Source organism: Streptomyces sp. NBC_01803 (assembly GCF_035917415.1).
Taxonomy (GTDB): domain Bacteria; phylum Actinomycetota; class Actinomycetes; order Streptomycetales; family Streptomycetaceae; genus Streptomyces.
This window is the reverse complement of record NZ_CP109073.1, coordinates 2,681,849-2,700,799: the sequence shown is the minus strand read 5'-3', so window position 1 is coordinate 2,700,799 and position 18,951 is coordinate 2,681,849. Positions and strand designations below refer to the sequence as shown.

Genomic DNA, 18,951 nt, shown 5'->3' with positions numbered 1-18,951 from the left:
GGGCACCCTCGCCTGATCGGCGGGGGCGCGGTCCGGTGGTGGGCGCCCCTGTTTGATCGGCGGGGGCGGTCCGGCCGACGGGGGCGGGCCGCCCCCGTGTCCGTCAGCGCGTCAGCTCCCGGGCCGCTTCTCTGAGGTCCTTGGCGGTGTCGATCGCCCGCCAGTACGCGCCCTGCGGCAGCGGGAAGCCGGCCAGCCGCCGCTCCCTGGCCAGCCGGGGGAACGTCGTCCGCTCGTGGTCTCCCTGGTCCGGGAGCAGCTTGGTGAACTCGGCGGCGAAGACGTAGACGCCGGCGTTGATCAGGTACGGCGACGGCGGCGCCTCGATGAAGTCGAGGACATGGCCGAACTCGTCGGTCTCCACCGCGCCCCACGGGATGCGCGGCCGGGCCAGGGCGAGGGTGGCCAGGGCGTCCCGCTCGGCGTGGAACGCGGCCATCTCGCGCAGCGAGAAGCGCGTCCAGACATCGCCGTTGGTGGCGAACCACGGCTCGTCGGGGCGCGGCAGCGCGGTGGCGGCGTACTTCAGGCCGCCACCGCGGCCCAGGGGCTCGCTTTCCACCACAGTGGTGACCCGCAGCGGCAGCTCGGTCCCGTCCAGCCACTCCTGGAGCACCTCGGCGAGGTGTCCGCACGAGATGACGGCGTCGGTGACGCCCTCGGCCGCGAGCCAGGTGAGCTGGTGGCCGATGATCGGAATCCCGGTGCCGGGTATCTCCACCATCGGCTTCGGCCGGTCGTCGGTGTACGGCCGCAGCCGCGAGCCCTGGCCACCGGCCAGGACCACGGCCTGTGTGGGCAGCGGGGCGTCGGTCATACCCGCAGCCTATGTGCCGTCACCCGGCCTCCGCGACCTCCGCGACCTCCGCGACACCGGCGGCGAAAGAGGTGTCGCAGACCGGGCGGGAGTGCTCCTGGGCGCGCTGCGCGCTGCCGTACTTCTCCACGGCGGCCTCGCCGAGGGCGTGGGCGATCTCGGCGCAGTGCGGAGCGAGCGACGGCTCGCGGTCGACGGCCTGCTGGAGCTCGGTCAGCGCCACGCTCGGGTCTTCCTGGCGCAGTGTGGTGATGAGCTGGTCGCGCAGGATGTCCTGGGGCTCCTGCCGGGTCCGCTCCGCTGCCGCGGTGAGCATCTGGGTCTCGGACGGCGCGGCGACCCACGAGACGCGGGTGACGGCCAGTGTCCCGGACAACACCAGGACGACCGGGAGAGCGATGGCGAGACTTCTGCCGATGTGACGGAGTGCCTGATTCACTGGAGCCTTCCTCGCACGAACGATGACGGGCGTGCCTGATCGTAGCGAGGGGTAGTGATGTGGTGACATTTCGCCACCCTCACGGGTGACGATGGCCCGGAAATTCGATTCGGGTGTTGACGTGCGGAGGGCCGTGCCCCCGCCGCGGGGGCGGGAGCACGGCCCTGTGGAGCCTCGTGTCAGTCGCTGAGCCGCTCGCCCGAGCCGGTCGCGAAGACGTGGGTCTCACCGGGGCGCGGCACCACGTTGAGCGTCGCGCCCTTGTCCGGCACGTGGCGGCTGTCGACGCGGATGACGAGGTCCTTCACCGTGCCGTCGAACTCGGCGGTGCCGTAGACGTAGGCGTCGGCGCCGGTCTCCTCGACCACGTTGACCGTGACGGCGAGGCCGTGCGCCTCCTTCTCGTTCGCCTTGGCGAGCGCGGCGCCCTCGCCGAGGGTGTCCCCTTCTTCCACGATGGCGAAGTGCTCGGGGCGGCAGCCGACGACCACGGTGGTGTCGCCCTTGCTCTGCGCCCCGGCGAGGGCGGCGCGCTCGACGGGCACCACGCTGTTGCCGAACTTCACGCCGCCGTCGGTGATCGGGACCTCCACCAGGTTCATCGCGGGGGAGCCGATGAAGCCCGCGACGAAGAGGTTGGCGGGATGGTCGTACATGTTCCGCGGGGTGTCGATCTGCTGGAGGATGCCGTCCTTGAGGACCGCCACCCGGTCGCCCATGGTCATGGCCTCGACCTGGTCGTGGGTCACGTAGACGGTGGTGACGCCCAGGCGCCGCTGGAGGCCGGCGATCTGGGTGCGGGTCTGGACGCGGAGCTTGGCGTCGAGGTTGGACAGCGGCTCGTCCATGAGGAAGACCTGCGGCTCGCGGACGATGGCGCGGCCCATGGCGACGCGCTGCCGCTGGCCGCCGGAGAGCGCCTTGGGCTTGCGGTCGAGGTACTCGCTGAGGTCGAGGATCTTCGCGGCCTCCTCGACCTTCTTGCGGATGTCCGTCTTGTTGACGCCGGCGATCTTGAGGGCGAAGCCCATGTTCTGCGCGACGGTCATGTGCGGATACAGCGCGTAGTTCTGGAACACCATGGCGATGTCCCGGTCCTTGGGCGGCAGGTGGGTGACATCGCGGTCACCGATGTGGATCGACCCGCCGTTCACGTCCTCCAGGCCGGCGAGCATCCGCAGCGAGGTGGACTTGCCGCAGCCGGAGGGGCCGACCAGAACGAGGAACTCGCCGTCCTCGATCTGGATGTCGAGCTGATCGACGGCGGGGACTTCGGCGCCCGGGTAGATCCGGGTGGCCTTGTCATAGGTGACCGTTGCCATGTCGTGTTGTCTCCTTCTACCGGCAGGAACGTGCCGGACGATCCGAGTAGGAAGGTGTTACGTCCATGTGAAGAGACGCGAAGTGAAACCTAACTCGAAGAAGGCAAGAAAGTCAGCACCCCAGGAGCAAAAAGTGTTCATCCCATGATCGGCGGGTGAGTCGGCCGGCGCGCGGCGTCATTCGGCCGACCGGCCGATCGGGCCCGTGTAGGCTGTGGACGACCCGCCGCCTTAGCTCAGTTGGCCAGAGCAGCTGTCTTGTAAACAGCAGGTCGTCGGTTCGAGTCCGACAGGCGGCTCTTCTTCCGGGTCTTCACGGCCCGCGCGTCCGCCCGCGTGTCCCCCGGCCGTCCCGGTGTTGACTGGGCCGGGGACCGAACATACAAATAGCGCGCACGTTCACCCACGATCGATCAGAGGATCACGCATGCGCGGCGGGACCTTCCTTCACTTCCGTGCCGCGGGCGCCGGTCTGGTGCTGGACTGCACCGGGGACGGGCTGCCCCGGATCGTGCACTGGGGTGAGGATCTCGGGGAGCTGCCGGAGCACACCCTCGCCGCGCTCGCCCGTGCCGCCGTGCCGCAGGTGGCGTCCAACAACGTCGACCTCGTGGTGCCGCTCGCGCCGCTGCCCGAGCACGCCTCCGGCTGGCTGGGCACGCCGGGGCTGACCGGGCACCGGGCCGGGGCCGACTTCTCCACCGCGTTCGCCGTGACCGCCCTGGAGACCGGGGACCGGTCGCTGACCGTCACCGCCGAGGACGTGCGGGCCGAGCTGGAGCTGCGGCTCGACATCGAGCTGACCGGCTCCGGCCTGGTGCGTCAGCGCGCCACGGTCACCAGCCAGGCGGAGGCGGACGCGCCGCCGTTCGCCCTCTCCGGTGTGCTGCTGGCCCTCCCGGTGCCGGAGCGGGCCGTCGAGCTGCTCGACATGACCGGCCGCCATCTGCGGGAACGCAGCCCGCAGCGGCACGAGTTCACCATCGGGACGCATCTGCGGGAGAACCGCAAGGGCCGCACCGGCACCGACGCGGTCACCGTGCACATGGCCGGCGAGCGCGGCTTCGGGTTCGGCGCCGGCGAGGTGTGGGGCCTGCACGTGGCCTGGAGCGGGAACCAGCGCTCGCTGGCCGAGCGCACCCACACCGGGGTCTCCCTGCTCGGCGGCGGGGAGCTGCTGCTGGCCGGCGAGGTCGCGCTCGGCTCCGGCGCCTCGTACACCACCCCCTGGGTCTACGGCGCCTACGGGCGGCACGGTGTGGACGAGCTCGCCGGGCGCTTCCACGGCTATCTGCGCGGACGCGCGCGGCATCCGCGCACGGCGCGGCCGGTCACGCTGAACGTGTGGGAGGCCGTCTACTTCGATCACGACCTGGCCCGGCTGACGGCGCTCGCGGACGTGGGCGCCGAGGTGGGCGCCGAGCGGTTCGTGCTGGACGACGGCTGGTTCCGGGGCCGGCGCGACGACCACGCGGGCCTGGGCGACTGGTATGTGGACGAGACCGTGTGGCCGGACGGCCTGCACCCGCTGGTCGCGCATGTGCGCGGGCTCGGCCTGGAGTTCGGGCTGTGGGTGGAGCCGGAGATGGTCAACCCCAACTCCGACCTGGCCCGCGAGCATCCCGAGTGGATCATGGCGACCGGCGACCGGATGCCGCCCGAGTCCCGCCACCAGCAGGTCCTGGACCTCGGACATCCCGAGTGCTATGCCTACCTCCTGGAACGGCTCGACGCGCTGATCGGCGAGTACGCGCTGACGTATCTGAAGTGGGACCACAACCGCGACCTGGTGGACGCCGGGCACAGCCCCACCGGGCAGGCCGGGGTGCACACCCAGACGCGCGCCGTCTACCGGCTGCTGGACGAGCTGCGCGCCCGCCACCCGGCCCTGGAGATCGAGTCCTGCTCCTCCGGCGGCGGCCGGGTGGACCTGGGCATCCTGCAGCGGACCGACCGGGTGTGGACCAGCGACTGCATCGACGCGCTGGAGCGGCAGCGGATCCAGCGCTGGACGGGCGTGCTGCTGCCCCCGGAGCTGATGGGGGCGCACGTCGGCGCCCCCGAGGCGCACACGACCGGCCGGACGCACACCCTCGGGTTCCGGGCCGGGACCGCGCTGTTCGGCCACTTCGGCATCGAATGGGACCTGACCCGGGCGAGCGCGGCCGACCGGGCGGCGCTGGGCGAGTGGATCGCGCTGTACAAGCGGCTGCGCCCACTGCTGCACGGCGGAACGGTGGTCCGCGGCGACCACCCCGATCCGGCGCTGTGGGTGCACGGGGTGGTGGACGGCGACCGTTCGCGCGCCGTGTACGCGCTGGTGCAGATGGAGACGGGCGTGACCTCGCCGCCCGGTACGGTGCGGCTGCCCGGGCTCGACCCGGCGGCGGAGTACCGTGTGGCGCCGCTGGCGCCGGGGGACCGCCCGGTCGGCCCGGCCACGGACGTGCCGCTGTGGTGGAGCGAGGGCGTGCGGCTGCCGGGCCGGGCGCTGTCCGGGGTCGGGGTGCGGGCGCCCGTCCAGTTCCCCGAGCGGCTGGTGCTGCTGGAGGCGGTGCGCGTCACGCCCGCCGGGGGATGAGGACCACCTTGCCGATCGTGCCCCGGTTCTCCAGGGCGCGGTGGGCGGCGGCGGCCTCGGCGAGCGGGAAGTGGTGGACCAGCGGCACCAGGGTGCCGGCGGTGGCGTGGGCCATCGACTCCTCCTCCAGCACCCGGAGGTTCTCCCGGCCGCCGATCTTCCGGAACAGCGCCGGGCCGAGGACCGGTCGGCTGGTGATCTCGCGCTGGGCCAGCTCCGCGTCCGGCAGCGTGGCGTGTTCCTCGCCGCCGGGGCCGACGGAGGCGTTGCCGTAGGTGAGGTGGATGCCGCCGGGCGCGAGCAGGCGCATGGCGGCGCGGCCCAGCTCGCCGCCCACGCCCTCGTAGACGTGGCTGACGGGCCGGTCGCCGAATGTGGCGCGGATGTGGTCGGCCCAGCCCGGCCGGTTGTAGTCGACCGCGAGGTCCGCGCCGAGGTCGCGCACGGCGCCGGTCTTGGCCGGGCCGCCCGCGGCGCCGATCACCATGGCGCCCTTCAGCTTGGCGTACTGGACCAGCAGCGCGCCGATGCCGCCGGCCGCCGCCATGACGAGGACGGTGTCGTCCTCGGTGGGGTCGGCGAAGCGGAGGATGCCCATGGCCGTGCGGCCGGTGCCGATCATGGCGATGGCGCGGTCCTCGCGGAGGCCGTCGGGCAGCGGGTGGAGGCGGTCGGCGGCGGTGACGGCCAGCTCGGCGTAGCCCCCGGGCACCATGCCGAGGTGCGCGACGACGCGCCGGCCGAGCCAGGACGGGTCGACGTCCTCGCCCACCTCGTCCACGGTGCCCGCGATCTCGCGGCCGGGGATGGTGGGCAGCTCGGGCACCGGGAAGGGGCCGTCCACCGGGCCGGCGCGCAGCATGGTGTCGACCAGGTGCACGCCGGCCGCCGCCACCGCGACGCGGACCTCGCCGGGGCCGGGACGGGGGTCGGGCACCTCCTCGTGGACCAGGTTCTCGGCCGGGCCGAAGGCGTGCAGTCGGACGGCGTGCATGGTGGTCTCCTCGCGTCATGGCCGAGTGGTCCCACGATGCGACTTCAAGGGCGCTTGAAGTCAACTCCACGCTCGAAGTCAACTCCGGGGTGCGCGTGGTGCCGTGACGCGCGAGGACCGGCGGCTCCCGTCCGGGTGCCGCCGGTCCTCCGCCGCTGGGGCCAGGCGTGTCCGCCCGCTCGTCAGACGTTGACCCCGAAGTCCTGGGCGATGCCCGCCAGACCGGAGGCGTAGCCCTGGCCGACCGCGCGGAACTTCCACTCCGCGCCGTTCCGGTAGAGCTCGCCGAAGACCATCGCCGTCTCGGTGGAGGCGTCCTCGGTGAGGTCATACCGGGCGATCTCCGCGCCGCCCGCCTGGTTCAGCACGCGGATGAACGCGTTCCGCACCTGGCCGAAGTTCTGACCGCGGTTGTCGGCGTCGTGGATCGAGACCGGGAAGACGATCTTGTCGACCTCCTGCGGCAGGCCTGCCAGGTTGACCTTGATCTGCTCGTCGTCGCCCTCGCCGGCACCCGTCAGGTTGTCCCCGGTGTGCTCGATGGTGCCGTCGGGCGTCTTCAGGTTGTTGTAGAAGATGAAGTGCTGGTCGGACACGATCTTCCCGCTCACGTTCACCCCGAGGGCGCTGGCGTCCAGGTCGAAGTCCGCACCGGTCGTGGTGCGGACGTCCCAGCCGAGACCGACCGTGACGGCCGTCAGGCCCGGAGCCTCCTTGCTCAGCGAGACGTTGCCGCCCTTGGACAGGCTCACACCCATGGAGAAATCCCCTCATTCGAAATACTGCGCAGCATCGCCTTCGCGATGACGTTACTCTCACTTGTCCCAACGATGTCAGGGGGTTGCCCGGTTCCCCCAAGGTGTCGGCGAAAACCGGCGTGCGGCGCTGGGCCGGTCGGGGGACCATGGAGCACATGTCCGGTCCCTATGTCATCCGAGGCTCGGTCTCCCTTCCGGAGTCCGAGCTGCGCTGGCGTTTCTCGCGCTCCTCCGGGCCGGGCGGACAGCATGTCAACACCACGGACACCCAGGTCGAGCTGCTCTTCGATCTGGCCGCCACCGACGCGCTGCCGGAGGTGTGGAAGGAGCGGGCCCTCGACCGGCTCGCCGACCGGCTCAACGACGGGGTGCTGACGGTCCGGGCCAGTGAGCACCGATCCCAGTGGCGCAACCGGGAGATGGCCGCGCGGCGGCTGGCCGCGCTGCTGGCGGAGGCGTCGGCGCCGCCGCCGGGGCCGCGCCGGGCGACGCGGGTGCCGCGCGGGGTCGTGGAGCGGCGGCTGCGGGACAAGCGGCGTCGCGCGGACGTGAAGCGGGGACGCTCGCGCGAGCAGGGCTGGGACTGAGGATGGGGGCGGGGAGCCCGGTCAGCCCAGGTGCCGGTAGCCGGCGCGGTAGTAGAGAAGGGGACCGCCCTCGACGGTCGGCAGCTCCGCGGCCAGCACCCGGCCGATCACCAGCGTGTGGTCCCCGGCCGGCACCCGCTGCTCGGTGCGGCACTCGACGGTGGCCAACGAGCCCTTGATCAGCGGCGCCCCGGTGTGCTCGCCCAGCGTGTGCGGCACCTCCTGGAAGAGGAGCCGGTCGCTGAGCCGTCCCTTCATCGCGAACCGCCCGGCTATGGACCGCTGACCGTCGGTGAGCAGGGACGCGGCCCACAGCGGCTGCCGCTCCAGCACCTCGTCCATCCGCGAGTCGGTGCGCACGCTCACCAGCACCAGCGGCGGGTCGAGGGACACGGACAGGAACGCCGTCGCCGTCATCCCGGCGGGCGCCCCGCGCGGCTCGTCCTCCTCGTCGTGGGCGGTGACGAGCACCACCCCGGCGGCCAGCCGGGCCAGGGCGCCGCGGAACTGCTCCTCGCTCACCCCCTCAGGATGGGGGATGTGCCGGTGCTGGGACTGCCGCGCTGGTAGGGACACGGTACGAAACGGTAACCGGCGCCCCCCGGGGGCCGCATCGGCCCCGGGAACCAGAACGAGTCGCCAAGCGTCCTACATCCCGCGACCGAGCACTTTCGTACTGTGACATGAATCACAGCAGGCGACTAATTGCTGACCCTGTGTACCTAGCGGGCAGCTCGCTGTGATTCAGTGGCCTGTATATCTGCACGTGCATTTCGCGCCCGGGGGAGTGATGGAAACGGAGACGGAGCCATATGTGCGCCTCGCCTCACTGCGGGAGCTGCACCAGGTTGTCGCTCAGCTCAGCACCGCCCGCAGTATGGCCGACACCCTCCAGACCATCGCCGACGGGGCCGTCGCCGCACTCGGCTTCGAGCTGGCGGCGGTGAACCTGGTGAGACCCGACGGCGACCTGCTGGTCGCCGCCGTGGCCGGGAGCGACAAGGCCGAGGCCGCCATCGCCGGCCGGACCGGCTCCCGCGAGTCGTGGGAGCGCCGCCTGTCCATGGGCGAGCGCTGGGGCGAGCTCCGTTTCATCCCGTACACCGAGGGCTGGGTCCTCGATCACGACGACGTCCCGCAGTGGCACACCACCGGGCCCGCCCCGCGCTATCCCGACGAGTGGCACCCGATGGACCGCCTCTTCGCCCCCATGTACGCCTCCGACGGCGAGCTGCTGGCCGTGCTGGAGGTCGACAAGCCGCGCAACGGCCGCCGTCCCGGGCCCTGGGGCTGCGAGGCCCTCCAGCTCTACGCCTCCCAGGCCGCCATCGCCATCAGCAACGCCCGCCTGCGCGGCAACATGCAGCGGGCGCTCATCCGTCTGGAGCGGGAGCAGCAGGCGCTGCGGGCCAGCGAGGAGAGCTTCCGGCAGGCGTTCGAGTACGCGCCCAGCGGCATGGCCATCGCGGAGGTGGGCGGCGAGAGCCACGGCCGCCTGATCCGCGTCAACGACGCGCTGTGCCGGTTGCTGGGCCGCCCCGGCTCGGTGCTGCGCCGCTACAGCTTCGCCGACCTCGTCCACCCCGAGGACACCGGCGTCCTGCTGCGCACCTCGGCCGAGGGCGGCCGGGCCGAGCTGCGGCTCGCCCGGCGCGACGGCTCGTACGTCTGGGTCAGCCTGCGCAACTCGGTGGTCGCCGACGCCGCCGACGGCCCGCAGGTGCAGCTCACCCACGTCGAGGACATCGAGGAGCGCAAGCGCCACGAGCTCGCCCTCGCCCACCGCGCGAGCCACGACTCGCTCACCGGCCTGCCCAACAGCGCCGAGCTGCGCGCGCGGCTCGGCGGGCGGATATGCGACACGACACCCGACCGGTTCGGCCGGACCGCCCCGGCCGCCGACCGGGTCACCGACGCGTTCGAGGGCTACGGCACCCCGCCGCCGCGCGCCTACGACCACCACGAGCACGTCGTCGCGCCGGACGCCCCCGGCGGCGACGGCAAGGGCCTGGCGGTGCTCTTCTGCGACCTCGACGGCTTCAAATCGATCAACGACCGCTTCGGCCATGTCTGCGGCGACGCGGTGCTGGTCGAGGTCGCCCGCCGCCTGGAGCAGGGCGTGCGGGACAACGACACGGTCGCGCGCCTCGGCGGGGACGAGTTCGTGGTGCTGGCCGAGGGCCTGGGCCCGGCGGAGGCGTCGGACCTGGCGGTCCGGCTGCGCAACGGCATCATCCCGCCGATCCGGGTCGAGGGCCGCGCCGTGCGGGTGGGCGCGAGTTTCGGCATCGGCTGGGCGGCCTGCGGGATGACCACCGAAGAAGTCCTGGAATCCGCCGACCAGCGGATGTACATCGAGAAGCGCTCCCGCTCCCAGGGCAGACGACGCGCGGGCTGAGCCGGAGCGTTCCGGAACGGTCCCGGCCGTTCGCTCGAACGGGGTAGGCTCGGCAGCCGTACCAGGGTGGGGGAAAAGCGGTGACTAAGGAGCGGTAGTCGGATGAGCGCGGGGAACAGCGGCAGGGGCACGCCCGACGAGCCGGACGACCCGTTCGCGTACCTGTACCGTCCCGAGGGCGACGCGCCGCCGCCGCAGCAGACCCTGCGGCAGCCGTCGTACAACCAGGTCCGCCCGGTGGGGGAGCGGACCTTCGGCGGCCAGCAGGGATACCGGCAGCAGCAGGCACCGGCGCGCCCGGACGCCCGCTACGCGGCGCCCGAGACACAGGTGGGCGGCAGGCCGCCGAACGGTGGCGGGCCGCACGACCGGCGCCGCGCGCCGGGGCCCGACCAGCGCCGGAACGGGCTGCTGATCGGCGCCATCGCGGTCGTCCTGGCCGTGGTGCTCGGCGTCGGCGCGGCGATCCTGTTCAGCGGCGGCGAGGAGAACCAGGGGGCGAACGACGGAGAGTCGTCCGCTCCCACGGGCAACGCCGACGACGAGCAGGACGGCGACGACCCGACGGACCCGCCGGCCGACGAGGAGACCGAGGCCCCGGACCTGCCCGTGGCCGACCTCACGCGGCTTCAGTTCGGCAACGGCGCGGCCCTGGAGTCCACCTTCCAGAACGCCCGCTCGGACACCGGCGCCTACATCGCGGTGCAGGGCCGTCCGAACGCGACGATCACCTGGACGTTCGACTTCGAGGGCGAGCCGGGCCAGTACTACCTCTACACCGGGTACTCGACGATCACCGACGGTCAGGCCATGGGCTTCTCCGTCAACGGCACGCCCCGCACCGACCCGGTGGACATGCAGGACTACTCCACCGCGAGTGACGCCTTCGACGACAGCTGGGTGCGCACGTTCAACCTGGTCGAGCTGGTCCAGGGCAGTAACACGGTCACGCTCACCTGTGACCGCCCCTGCGACGTCGCCATAGACCAGCTCTGGATCAGCGACCACGAGGAGAGCTGAGGGCCGTCGGCCGGGGCGGACCGCTCAGCCACTCCCCGCCGCGCATCACCCCGGCCACCGCGAACTCCTCGTCCAGAACTACCAGGTCGGCGTCCTTGCCCTCCTCGATCGACCCGACCCGGTCGGCCACGCCCAGCAGCCGCGCCGGGGTCGCCGACAGCGCCCGGACCGCCTCCGCGACGGGCAGGCCGTCGACGGTCACCGCGCGGCGCAGCGCCCGGTCCAGGGTGAGTGTGGAGCCCGCGATGGCGCCCCCCTCGGCCAGCCGGGCGACGCCGCCCGCGACCTCCACCCGCAGCGGGCCCAGCGGATAGCTGCCGTCGCCCATCCCGGCCGCGCCCATGGCGTCGGTGACGAACGCCACCCGGCCCGCTCCCGCCGAGCGGAAGGCGAGCCCCAGCACGGACGGGTGCAGATGCGTGCCGTCGTTGATCAGCTCGACGGTGACCCGCTCGTCCTCCAGCAGCGCGGCGATCGGCCCGGGCGCGCGGTGGGCCAGCGGCGGCATGGCGTTGAACAGGTGGGTGGCGACGGTGGCGCCCGCCTCGACGGCCCGTCGCGTCGCCTCGTAGGTCGCGTCGGTGTGGCCGACGGCCGCGATCACACCGTGGTCGCGCAGCAGCCGCACCGCCTCGATACCGCCGGGCAGCTCGGGCGCGAGCGTCAGCATCCGGGCCGTCCCGCGCGCCGCGTCGATCAGCTCGCCGACGGCCGAGCGGTCCGGGTCGCGCAGCAGCGTGGGCTCGTGGGCCCCGCAGCGGCCGGCGGCGATGAACGGGCCCTCGAAGTGGATACCGGCCAGGTCGCCCTGCTCCACCAGCTCGGAGAGCGTGCCGGCCTGCGCGGCGAGGTCGCCGAGGTCGCCGGTGACGGTGGAGGCGACCATGGTGGTCGTGCCGTGGGCCCGGTGGGCGCGGATGACGCGCAGCGCCTCCTCGGCCGTGCCGGCGGAGAACGACGCGCCGCCGCCGCCGTGCGCGTGGAGGTCCACGAAGCCGGGCACCAGCCAGTGCCCGGTCAGGTCCACGACGGGCGAGCTCTCCGCCGGGCGGTGTTCCGCCGGGCGGGCGTCCGCGACGATCCGGCCGTCCTCGACCGTGACCCGGCCGCCCGCGTCGACGCCTACGGGTCGCACGACGCGCGCCCCGGCGAGCACCACGCGACTCATCGGGTCACCTCCGCGATGGCCGGGGCCGCCGGGCCGAGGCCGGCGCGTTCCCACGCCAGCAGACCGGCGCCCAGGCAGCCGGCCGAGTCGCCCAGCGCCGCCGGGACGACCGTGGGCAGCCGGTGGAACGTGGCCTTCGCCGCCAGAGCCGTGCGCAGCGGGTCGAGCAGGGTCTCGCCCGCCTCGGCCAGCCCGCCGCCGATGACGACGGCGCCCGGGTCCAGCAGGGCGACGGTGGTCAGCAGCCCGTCGGCGAGGCCGTCCACCGCCTCCCGCCACAGCGAAGCGGCCCGCCCGTCACCCGCCGCGAGGGCCGCCGTCGCGTCGGCGGCGGTGGCCCCGGGCGTGCCGGAGGCGGCGGCCCAGGCGCGGCCGACCGCGGCGGCGGAGGCCACCGTCTCCAGGCAGCCGTACTGGCCGCAGCCGCAGCGGACACCGCCGGGCCGGATCACGATGTGGCCGATCTCACCGGCCGCGCCGTGCGCGCCCGGCTCCATCCGGCCGTCGACGCCGATGGCGCCCGCGATGCCGGTGCCCAGGGCGACGAAGAGGAAACGGCTCAGCCCGGCGCCCGCGCCCAGCCGGCCCTCGGCGAGGCCGCCGGCCCGCACGTCGTGGCCGAGGGCCACCGGGACGCCGCCGAGCCGCTCGCTCACCAGCCGGGCCAGCGGCACGTCGCGCCAGCCCAGGTTGGCGCTGTAGACGGCGAGGCCCGCCCGTTCGTCGACCAGCCCCGGCACCACGATCCCGGCGGCGGCCGGCGGCCGGCCGAAGCGGGCGGTGCCCGCGTCGTACAGCTCGCGGGTGAAGTCCAGGATTCCGGCCACCACGTGGGCCGGGTCGCCGGTCCCCGCCGTGGGCCGGCGCGCCTGGTGCAGCGGTCCGTCGTCCCGTCCGGTCAGCGCGGCCTTCAGCACGGTGCCGCCCACGTCGAGGGCGATCGCGTAGTCCTGCTCGGTGTCCTGGAGAGTCACACGCGCCAGTCTCACCCGAGAGGGGAGAAGAGGTCTAGTCCACACGACCCGATCCGGGGCGGGCGAGGATTTCGGCCGCTTCGGGGGAGATGGGCGGCTGGGCGTGCAGCGCGTCCCGCTGCGTGCAAGGGGTGTTGCCAAACCGATACCACTGCTGCCCACTGTGGCGGATGAGGGGGAGGCAGACTCTGGAATTTGGGCGCCGACGGGGGTCGTGTGCGCCTCGTGAGATTCCGTTGACCAGGAAACACAAAGGGGAAGTGACGTGCGACGTCGGCGATTCATGGGCGTGACCGCTGGGCTCACCAGTGCCCTCGGCCTGACGGCAACGGCGACGGCCTGCGGCAGCGATTCGGCCGGCGGGGAGGTGGTGCTGAGGCTGGTGGTGACCGAGTTCGCCGACCTGGTGGGCGGCGGCAGCGTCGAGCAGTTCTGGAACGACCTGGCCGCCGACTTCCGCGAGATCAACCCGGACATACGGGTCGAGGTCACGGCCATCCCCTACCAGTCGACCTACGACGAGGTGGCCCGGATGATCGGCGCCGGGAACGCGCCGGACATGGCGCAGCTCTACATGTTCGCGGACTTCGCCCGGGAGGGCGAGCTCTACGACGCCAACGACCTGCTCACCATCCCGGTGCTGTCCGACTTCCCCTCCTCGATCGCCGCGGCGGGCGAGGTGCGGCGCGTCCAGTACGGGATGCCGTTCGTCGCCTACCTCCAGACGTTCTTCTGGAACAAGGACCTCTTCACGCAGGCCGGCCTCGACCCCGACACCCCGCCGCGCGACTGGCAGGAGCTGCTGAACGCGGCCGACATGCTGCGCGCCGCCGGTGTCGAGCAGCCGTACGGGCTCGCGTTCGGCCATGACGACGCGAACGCCGAGGCGCTGATGTGGATGCTCGCCGGCGGCGGCACGCTCACCGACCCCACCGGCAGCTACACGATCGAATCGCCCGCCAACACCTGGACGTTCACCTGGCTGCGCGACCACCTCGTCGGCGCGGACCGGACCGGCGGGGCGGCCCCCGGCGACACCACGCGCCAGGCGGTCTACGAGGCGTTCGCCGCCGGGCGGGTCGGGATGCTCACCGGGGACCCGTTCCTGATGGGCTACGCCGAGCAGGGCGGCGTCGAATACGGCATGTCCGCGATGCCCGGTCGGCGCGGCGCCAGCCTGTCCGTGATGGGCGACGCCTCCTGGCTGCTCGGCTTCAAGCAGCGGGGGAACCAGGAGCACATCGCCACGTTCCTCAACTACCTCTTCAGCGAGCACCGCAACGTCAGCACCTTCGCCGAGCGCTTCCGCCTGTTGCCCGTCTCCACGCCCGCCGCGCACACGATGAGCGAGAGCGATTCGCCGGAGAACCGGCGGCTGCGGCCGTTCCTGAACGAGCTGCCGGGCGCCACCTTCCTCCCGGCGGGCAAGGTGTCCTGGACCACGGTCGCGGGCCTGATCTCCGAGGTCATCGGGGACGCCGTGCGCCCCGGCGGCGACGTGGAGGGCGTTCTCTCCCGGCTGCAGAGCGACGCGGACGCCCTCGACCGGGACGAGGAATGAATTCGTCTGGAAACGACCCCATAAACTGCCCGGATGACCACCGAGCACCACGACGAGGGCGGTGACGACGCGGACGGGCTGTCCGAAAGGGACCGTGCCGTCCTCGCCGTCGAGCGCGCCGCGTGGCCGGGTGCCGGTGCGAAGGAGCGGGCCATCCGGGAGCGCCTGGGGATCTCGCCCACCCGCTACTACCAGCTCCTCAACGCCCTGCTGGACGATCCGCGCGCCCTCGCCCACGACCCGGTGACGGTGAACCGTCTGCGCCGACTGCGCGAGTCCCGCCGCGAGCGCCGCTGAGGCCGTCGGTAAGGTCATGTACATGGGCAGCCTTCCCGTACCCGTGACGGACGCCGGCCGCGCCGGCCTCGCGGCACTCCTCGATCAGCCCCGGCGGGCGCTGATCGCCCTCGACTTCGACGGCACGCTGGCCCCCATCGTGGCCGACCCCGAGCAGGCCAGACCCCACCCCGACGCCGTGCCCGCGCTGGCCCGGCTCGCCGGGCGGGTGGCCGCCGTCGCCATCGTCACCGGCCGCCCGGCCGGGGTCGCCGTGCGGCTCGGCGGCTTCGCGGGCCACCCCGAGCTGGCCGGTCTGGTGGTGCTCGGCGCGTACGGCGCGGAGCGCTGGGACGCGGCCACCGGCGTACTGCGCACCCCGCCGCCGCACGCGGGCGTCGCCGCCGCCCGCGCGGAGCTGCCCGCGCTGGTCGCGGAGACCGGCGCGTTCGTCGAGGACAAGGGCAACGCGCTGGCCGTCCATACCCGCCGCGCCGACGACCCGGCGGGCGCGTTCGCCGCGCTGCGCGAGCCGATGACGGAGCTGGCCGCGCGCCACCGCCTGACGCTGGAGCCGGGCCGCCTGGTCCTGGAGCTGCGCCCCCCGGGCATGGACAAGGGCGCGGCCCTCACCGCCCTGGCCCGCGACACGGGCGCGGCGTCGGTGCTGTACGCGGGCGACGACCTCGGCGACCTCGCCGCCTTCGAGGCGGTCACCAAGCTCGCCGAGACCGGGGTGGCCGGCCTGCGGGTGTGCAGCGGCAGCGCCGAGGTGCGAGAGCTGGCGGCGGCCACCGACCTGACGGTGGACGGCCCCGAGGGCGTCGCCACCCTCCTGACCACCCTGGCGCACCACCTGCGCTGACCGCGACCGCCCGGTGTGGGCCGCGTGGGGGTGCGTCTTTCGGGTGTGTCCCTGGCGTCGCCCGTCGGGCGGCGGCCGGTCGTGGACGCGCGGGTCGCCCGGCGTGGGCCCGGCGTCCCGTCGGCGGTGGTGGGTGTCCCGACCGTGACGGCTCGCGAGGTGTCGCCGCCCTCCTGGCCGTGTGGGCCGCACCACCCGCGCTGACCGCGACCGCCCGGTGGGGGCCGCGTGGGGGCCGCGTGGGGCCGTTCCTTCCGCTGTCGCGGTCAGATCTCGCGGAGGGCCGTGAGCTGGTCCAGGAACCACGCCTGGGGGGGCAGGGCCGTCGCGGTGGCGGCCAGGCGCTTGGAGCGTTGGGCGCGCTCGTCCGGGGGCATCGACAGGGCGAGGTGCAGGGCCTCGGCCGTGGCGGCGATGTCGTAGGGGTTCACCAGCAGGGCGTCCTCGCCCAGCTCCGCCGCCGCGCCCGCCTCGCGGGACAGGACCAGCGCGCAGCCCCGCTCGGAGACCACCGGGATCTCCTTGGCGACCAGGTTCATCCCGTCCCGGATCGGGTTCACGAACGCCACGTCGGCCATCCGGTAGGCCGCCAGCGAACGGGCGAAGTCGTCCTTGACGTGCAGCACGACCGGCGTCCAGCCGTCCGCGCCGAACGCCGCGTTGATCTCGTCCGCCACCCGGGAGACCTCGGCCGTGTACTCGCGGTAGACCGCCAGGTCCTGCCGCGACGGATACGCGAACGCCACGTGCGTCACCCGGCCGCGCCACTGCGGGCGGTCGGTCAGCAGCCGGCGGTAGGCGTACAGGCCGCGCACGATGTTCTTCGACAGCTCCGTGCGGTCCACCCGCACGATCGTCCGGCGGTCGCCGACCTCCTCGCGCAGCGCCGCCAGCCGCTCGTCCACGTCCGGACGGAACGCCCGCTCCCGCAGGAAGTCGGCGTCCGCCCCCAGACCGTGCACGCCCAGCCGCGTCGTGCGGCCCTCGTAGGTGACGGACAGCCCGTCCACCTCCGCGCCCAGCACGGCCGCGCAGCAGTCCGCGAAGGCCCGCGCCCAGCGGTGGGTGAGGAAGGCGGCCCGGTCCGCGCCCAGGATGCCCAGCAGCACCTGCCGCGCGATCGCGTCCGGCAGCACCGCGTACAGCTCGGGCGGCGCCCAGGGGGTGTGCGAGAAGTGCCCGATCCGCAGGTCGGGCCGGCGCTCGCGCAGCAGGCCGGGGACCAGCGAGAGGTGGTAGTCCTGCACGAGCACGGCCGCGCCCGGCGCGGCCTCGTCGGCCAGGGCGTCGGCGAAGGCCCGGTTGTACGTCTCGTACGCGGCCCACTGCTCCTCGAAGCCGGTGTCGAAGACCGGCTCCAGCGGCGTCTGGTACAGCAGGTGATGGACGAACCACAGCACGGAGTTGGCGACCCCGTTGTACGCCGCGTCGAACGTGCCGGCCGGGATGTCCAGCATCCGCACCGCCTGCCCACCCGTGTCGGCCGGGTCCAGCCGGGGGCCGGCCCGTCGGGCGGCCTCGCGGTCGCCGTCACCGAGCGCCGCGCAGACCCAGGTGCCGGCCGCGGTGCCCAGCGCGCTCAGCCCGGAGACCAGGCCGCCGCCGCCGCGCTTGGCGGTGAGCGAGCCGTCCTCGGCGATCCCGTAGCTCACGGGGCCGCGATTGGAGGCCACCAGCACCTGATCCGTGTGGCTCGTCGCCTCGGCGCTCATCCGTCGGTCTCCGTCCACCAGGGGGCGCGTCTCGGGCGGAGGCTAGCCAGTCCCACGGCTCAGGAAACGTGTCACCTGTCACAGCGGCCCCCGGTTCACCCCTGTGGGGGTGGACCGGGGGCCGCTGGGGCGATCTCGCTAGGCCGCCTTGCGGGCGGCGTACTCGGGGACGGTGGCCATCGGGGGCCGCTCCTCCGCGTTGATCGCGTGGGTCGACGGCGAGAAACCGCCGTCGTCCGTGCGTTCGAACTGGGTGAGCCCGAGTCTGATGGGCATCACCGAACCCGGCAGCCGGCTCTGCGCGGTGCGCATGATCGCGGCGGCCATCCGGCCCAGGGCCTGCCCGTCCTGGTGCCGGTGCTTGCGCACGCCCACGTCGACCTGGGCGAGGGCGTCGAGCCCCATCAGGTTGAGCGTGTCGATGAGCAGCCCGAGCTCCACGCCGTACCCGACGGGGAACGGGAGCCGCTCCAGCAGCGAGCGACGGGCCGCGTACTCCCCGCCGAGCGGCTGCACCACACCGGCGAGCTGCGGCCAGTGCAGATTCAGCAGGGGGCGGGCCACCAGCTCGGTGACTCTGCCGCCCTGCTTGGCCTGCGCCGGCTTGTCGCCCAGCGGCCGGTCGTACATCGCCTTCACGAGCTGCACGCTCGGCTCGGTGAGCAGGGGGCCGAGAATCCCCGAGACGAATCTGGAGTCGAAGTCCTTCAGGTCGGCGTCGACGAAACAGACGATCTCGCCGCTCGTGGCCAGGAGCGAGCGCCACAGCACCTCGCCCTTGCCCGGGACGGTCGGCATCCGCGGCAGGATCTCGTCGCGGTGCACGACCTTGGCGCCCGCCGCGGCGGCCACCTCCGAGGTGCGGTCGGTGGAGCCGGAGTCCACCACCATCAGTTCGTCGATCAGTGGCACGTCCTCCATGAGGTCGCGCCGCAGCGCTTCCACGATGGCACCGACGGTCGCCTCTTCGTTCAGCGCGGGGAGGACCACGCTGATGCTGCCTGCCGCGCCTGCTGCCCGCTTCGCGTTCAACAGCTGCGGCATAGAGCGGTCAGCGGCGTCCCAGGACCGGCGGCTCAGCCACTCCTCTGCCTCTTCCAGCACGAATGTCGCTCCTGTTCGCGTTCGGCCACATTTACTCCGTATGGCCGTATCTGCCCCTTCCTGGCGGGGTCCGAACCCAGTGAGACCAGGTTTCTTCTGTGATCTCGCGGTCTCATCCCGTGTCTCGCGGATCGGACGGCCCGGGCCATTGTGCGGGCCGTCCGTTACAGTCTCGAACAGCGCAGGTGTCCTCCGCATATCGGGAAGCCGCGCATACAACCACATACCGCTCATCCAGAGGGGCAGAGGGAACGGCCCGTTGAAGCCCCGGCAACCCTTCCGCCGGTCTCGTGAAGACGCGAGGCTCCCGGTGGGGAAGGTGCCAAATCCGTCCTGCGACGAGAGCCGTCGCGGGGAAGATGAGGAGAGGGCCTC

Annotated in this window: 17 protein-coding genes, 1 tRNA gene and 1 riboswitch; of the genes, 8 read left to right on the top strand and 10 right to left on the bottom strand. The window is 73.1% G+C overall.

Annotated features, from left to right (window positions below; all coding sequences use genetic code 11):
• Nucleotides 1-103: 103 nt before the first annotated feature.
• From OIE51_RS11790 to OIE51_RS11780, 3 genes are all read right to left on the bottom strand, one after another.
• Nucleotides 104-817 carry a nucleotidyltransferase family protein gene (locus OIE51_RS11790; RefSeq protein ID WP_326597551.1) on the bottom strand — a complete coding sequence of 238 codons (714 nt, stop codon included), beginning with the start codon at nucleotides 815-817 and terminating at the stop codon, nucleotides 104-106.
• A 19-nt stretch (nucleotides 818-836) separates the two neighbouring features.
• Nucleotides 837-1,256, bottom strand: a complete 420-nt coding sequence (locus OIE51_RS11785) for a hypothetical protein (protein WP_326597550.1) — start codon at nucleotides 1,254-1,256, stop codon at nucleotides 837-839.
• 179 nt (nucleotides 1,257-1,435) lie between these two features.
• On the bottom strand, nucleotides 1,436-2,578 hold the full coding sequence (locus OIE51_RS11780) for an ABC transporter ATP-binding protein (RefSeq protein WP_326597547.1): 1,143 nt from the start codon (nucleotides 2,576-2,578) through the stop codon (nucleotides 1,436-1,438).
• Between the two features lie 225 nt (nucleotides 2,579-2,803).
• Between OIE51_RS11780 and OIE51_RS11775 the strand changes: the two genes are divergently transcribed.
• A tRNA-Thr gene (locus tag OIE51_RS11775) sits at nucleotides 2,804-2,877 on the top strand.
• 128 nt (nucleotides 2,878-3,005) lie between these two features.
• Nucleotides 3,006-5,159 carry an alpha-galactosidase gene (locus OIE51_RS11770; RefSeq protein ID WP_326597546.1) on the top strand — a complete coding sequence of 718 codons (2,154 nt, stop codon included), beginning with the start codon at nucleotides 3,006-3,008 and terminating at the stop codon, nucleotides 5,157-5,159.
• Here the strand turns inward: OIE51_RS11770 and OIE51_RS11765 are convergent.
• Both OIE51_RS11765 and OIE51_RS11760 read right to left on the bottom strand, forming a co-directional pair.
• Complete coding sequence (locus OIE51_RS11765) at nucleotides 5,140-6,153, bottom strand: zinc-binding dehydrogenase (protein WP_326597544.1); 1,014 nt, start codon at nucleotides 6,151-6,153, stop codon at nucleotides 5,140-5,142. The genes OIE51_RS11770 and OIE51_RS11765 overlap by 20 nt on opposite strands.
• 182 nt (nucleotides 6,154-6,335) lie before the next feature.
• The gene (locus OIE51_RS11760; protein ID WP_326597542.1) at nucleotides 6,336-6,911 is read right to left on the bottom strand and encodes a TerD family protein; all 576 of its coding nucleotides are present in this window, start codon (nucleotides 6,909-6,911) and stop codon (nucleotides 6,336-6,338) included.
• A 146-nt stretch (nucleotides 6,912-7,057) separates the two neighbouring features.
• On the opposite strand from OIE51_RS11760, the gene arfB reads away from it, so the two are divergent.
• Complete coding sequence (gene arfB, locus OIE51_RS11755) at nucleotides 7,058-7,498, top strand: alternative ribosome rescue aminoacyl-tRNA hydrolase ArfB (RefSeq protein WP_326597541.1); 441 nt, start codon at nucleotides 7,058-7,060, stop codon at nucleotides 7,496-7,498.
• A 21-nt stretch (nucleotides 7,499-7,519) separates the two neighbouring features.
• Here the strand turns inward: arfB and OIE51_RS11750 are convergent, their stop codons facing one another.
• Nucleotides 7,520-8,038 carry a flavin reductase family protein gene (locus OIE51_RS11750; protein WP_442812052.1) on the bottom strand — a complete coding sequence of 173 codons (519 nt, stop codon included), beginning with the start codon at nucleotides 8,036-8,038 and terminating at the stop codon, nucleotides 7,520-7,522.
• A 250-nt stretch (nucleotides 8,039-8,288) separates the two neighbouring features.
• On the opposite strand from OIE51_RS11750, the gene cdgB reads away from it, so the two are divergent.
• Both cdgB and OIE51_RS11740 read left to right on the top strand, forming a co-directional pair.
• Complete coding sequence (gene cdgB / locus OIE51_RS11745; RefSeq protein WP_326597538.1) at nucleotides 8,289-9,896, top strand: diguanylate cyclase CdgB; 1,608 nt, start codon at nucleotides 8,289-8,291, stop codon at nucleotides 9,894-9,896.
• A 102-nt stretch (nucleotides 9,897-9,998) separates the two neighbouring features.
• Nucleotides 9,999-10,916 carry a hypothetical protein gene (locus OIE51_RS11740; RefSeq protein ID WP_326597536.1) on the top strand — a complete coding sequence of 306 codons (918 nt, stop codon included), beginning with the start codon at nucleotides 9,999-10,001 and terminating at the stop codon, nucleotides 10,914-10,916.
• On the opposite strand, the gene nagA is transcribed toward OIE51_RS11740, so the two are convergent.
• Both nagA and OIE51_RS11730 read right to left on the bottom strand, forming a co-directional pair.
• Nucleotides 10,894-12,084 carry an N-acetylglucosamine-6-phosphate deacetylase gene (gene nagA, locus OIE51_RS11735; protein ID WP_326597535.1) on the bottom strand — a complete coding sequence of 397 codons (1,191 nt, stop codon included), beginning with the start codon at nucleotides 12,082-12,084 and terminating at the stop codon, nucleotides 10,894-10,896. The two genes, OIE51_RS11740 and nagA, sit on opposite strands and share 23 nt — an antisense overlap.
• Nucleotides 12,081-13,058 carry an ROK family protein gene (locus tag OIE51_RS11730; protein ID WP_326597533.1) on the bottom strand — a complete coding sequence of 326 codons (978 nt, stop codon included), beginning with the start codon at nucleotides 13,056-13,058 and terminating at the stop codon, nucleotides 12,081-12,083. The genes nagA and OIE51_RS11730 overlap by 4 nt, the downstream gene beginning before the upstream one ends.
• 265 nt (nucleotides 13,059-13,323) lie before the next feature.
• On the opposite strand from OIE51_RS11730, the gene OIE51_RS11725 reads away from it, so the two are divergent.
• The 3 genes from OIE51_RS11725 to otsB are packed head-to-tail and all read left to right on the top strand — an operon-like array spanning nucleotide 13,324 to nucleotide 15,760.
• Nucleotides 13,324-14,619 carry an ABC transporter substrate-binding protein gene (locus OIE51_RS11725; protein WP_326597531.1) on the top strand — a complete coding sequence of 432 codons (1,296 nt, stop codon included), beginning with the start codon at nucleotides 13,324-13,326 and terminating at the stop codon, nucleotides 14,617-14,619.
• Nucleotides 14,620-14,652: 33 nt separating this feature from the next.
• On the top strand, nucleotides 14,653-14,916 hold the full coding sequence (locus OIE51_RS11720; RefSeq protein ID WP_326597529.1) for a DUF3263 domain-containing protein: 264 nt from the start codon (nucleotides 14,653-14,655) through the stop codon (nucleotides 14,914-14,916).
• 22 nt (nucleotides 14,917-14,938) lie between these two features.
• Nucleotides 14,939-15,760: a trehalose-phosphatase gene (gene otsB / locus OIE51_RS11715; protein ID WP_326597528.1), complete on the top strand. Its 822-nt coding sequence runs from the start codon at nucleotides 14,939-14,941 to the stop codon at nucleotides 15,758-15,760.
• A 266-nt stretch (nucleotides 15,761-16,026) separates the two neighbouring features.
• Here the strand turns inward: otsB and OIE51_RS11710 are convergent, their stop codons facing one another.
• Together OIE51_RS11710 and OIE51_RS11705 are read right to left on the bottom strand one after the other, a co-directional pair.
• Nucleotides 16,027-17,472 (bottom strand): alpha,alpha-trehalose-phosphate synthase (UDP-forming), encoded by a 1,446-nt coding sequence (locus OIE51_RS11710; RefSeq protein ID WP_326597527.1) that lies wholly within the window; start codon nucleotides 17,470-17,472, stop codon nucleotides 16,027-16,029.
• 138 nt (nucleotides 17,473-17,610) lie between these two features.
• A complete protein-coding gene (locus OIE51_RS11705) occupies nucleotides 17,611-18,576 on the bottom strand; it encodes a glucosyl-3-phosphoglycerate synthase (RefSeq protein WP_326597525.1) in 966 nt (321 codons plus the stop codon).
• A gap of 227 nt (nucleotides 18,577-18,803) precedes the next feature.
• Nucleotides 18,804-18,942, top strand: a riboswitch (SAM riboswitch).
• Nucleotides 18,943-18,951: the final 9 nt, after the last annotated feature.

Coding starts and splice junctions, on each gene's coding strand:
- OIE51_RS11790 (WP_326597551.1), bottom strand. CDS start 817: ATGACCGACGCCCCGCTGCCCACACAGGCCGTGGTCCTGGCCGGTGGC.
- OIE51_RS11780 (WP_326597547.1), bottom strand. CDS start 2,578: ATGGCAACGGTCACCTATGACAAGGCCACCCGGATCTACCCGGGCGCC.
- OIE51_RS11770 (WP_326597546.1), top strand. CDS start 3,006: ATGCGCGGCGGGACCTTCCTTCACTTCCGTGCCGCGGGCGCCGGTCTG.
- OIE51_RS11765 (WP_326597544.1), bottom strand. CDS start 6,153: ATGCACGCCGTCCGACTGCACGCCTTCGGCCCGGCCGAGAACCTGGTC.
- OIE51_RS11760 (WP_326597542.1), bottom strand. CDS start 6,911: ATGGGTGTGAGCCTGTCCAAGGGCGGCAACGTCTCGCTGAGCAAGGAG.
- arfB (WP_326597541.1), top strand. CDS start 7,058: ATGGAGCACATGTCCGGTCCCTATGTCATCCGAGGCTCGGTCTCCCTT.
- cdgB (WP_326597538.1), top strand. CDS start 8,289: ATGGAAACGGAGACGGAGCCATATGTGCGCCTCGCCTCACTGCGGGAG.
- OIE51_RS11740 (WP_326597536.1), top strand. CDS start 9,999: ATGAGCGCGGGGAACAGCGGCAGGGGCACGCCCGACGAGCCGGACGAC.
- nagA (WP_326597535.1), bottom strand. CDS start 12,084: ATGAGTCGCGTGGTGCTCGCCGGGGCGCGCGTCGTGCGACCCGTAGGC.
- OIE51_RS11720 (WP_326597529.1), top strand. CDS start 14,653: ATGACCACCGAGCACCACGACGAGGGCGGTGACGACGCGGACGGGCTG.
- otsB (WP_326597528.1), top strand. CDS start 14,939: ATGGGCAGCCTTCCCGTACCCGTGACGGACGCCGGCCGCGCCGGCCTC.
- OIE51_RS11710 (WP_326597527.1), bottom strand. CDS start 17,472: ATGAGCGCCGAGGCGACGAGCCACACGGATCAGGTGCTGGTGGCCTCC.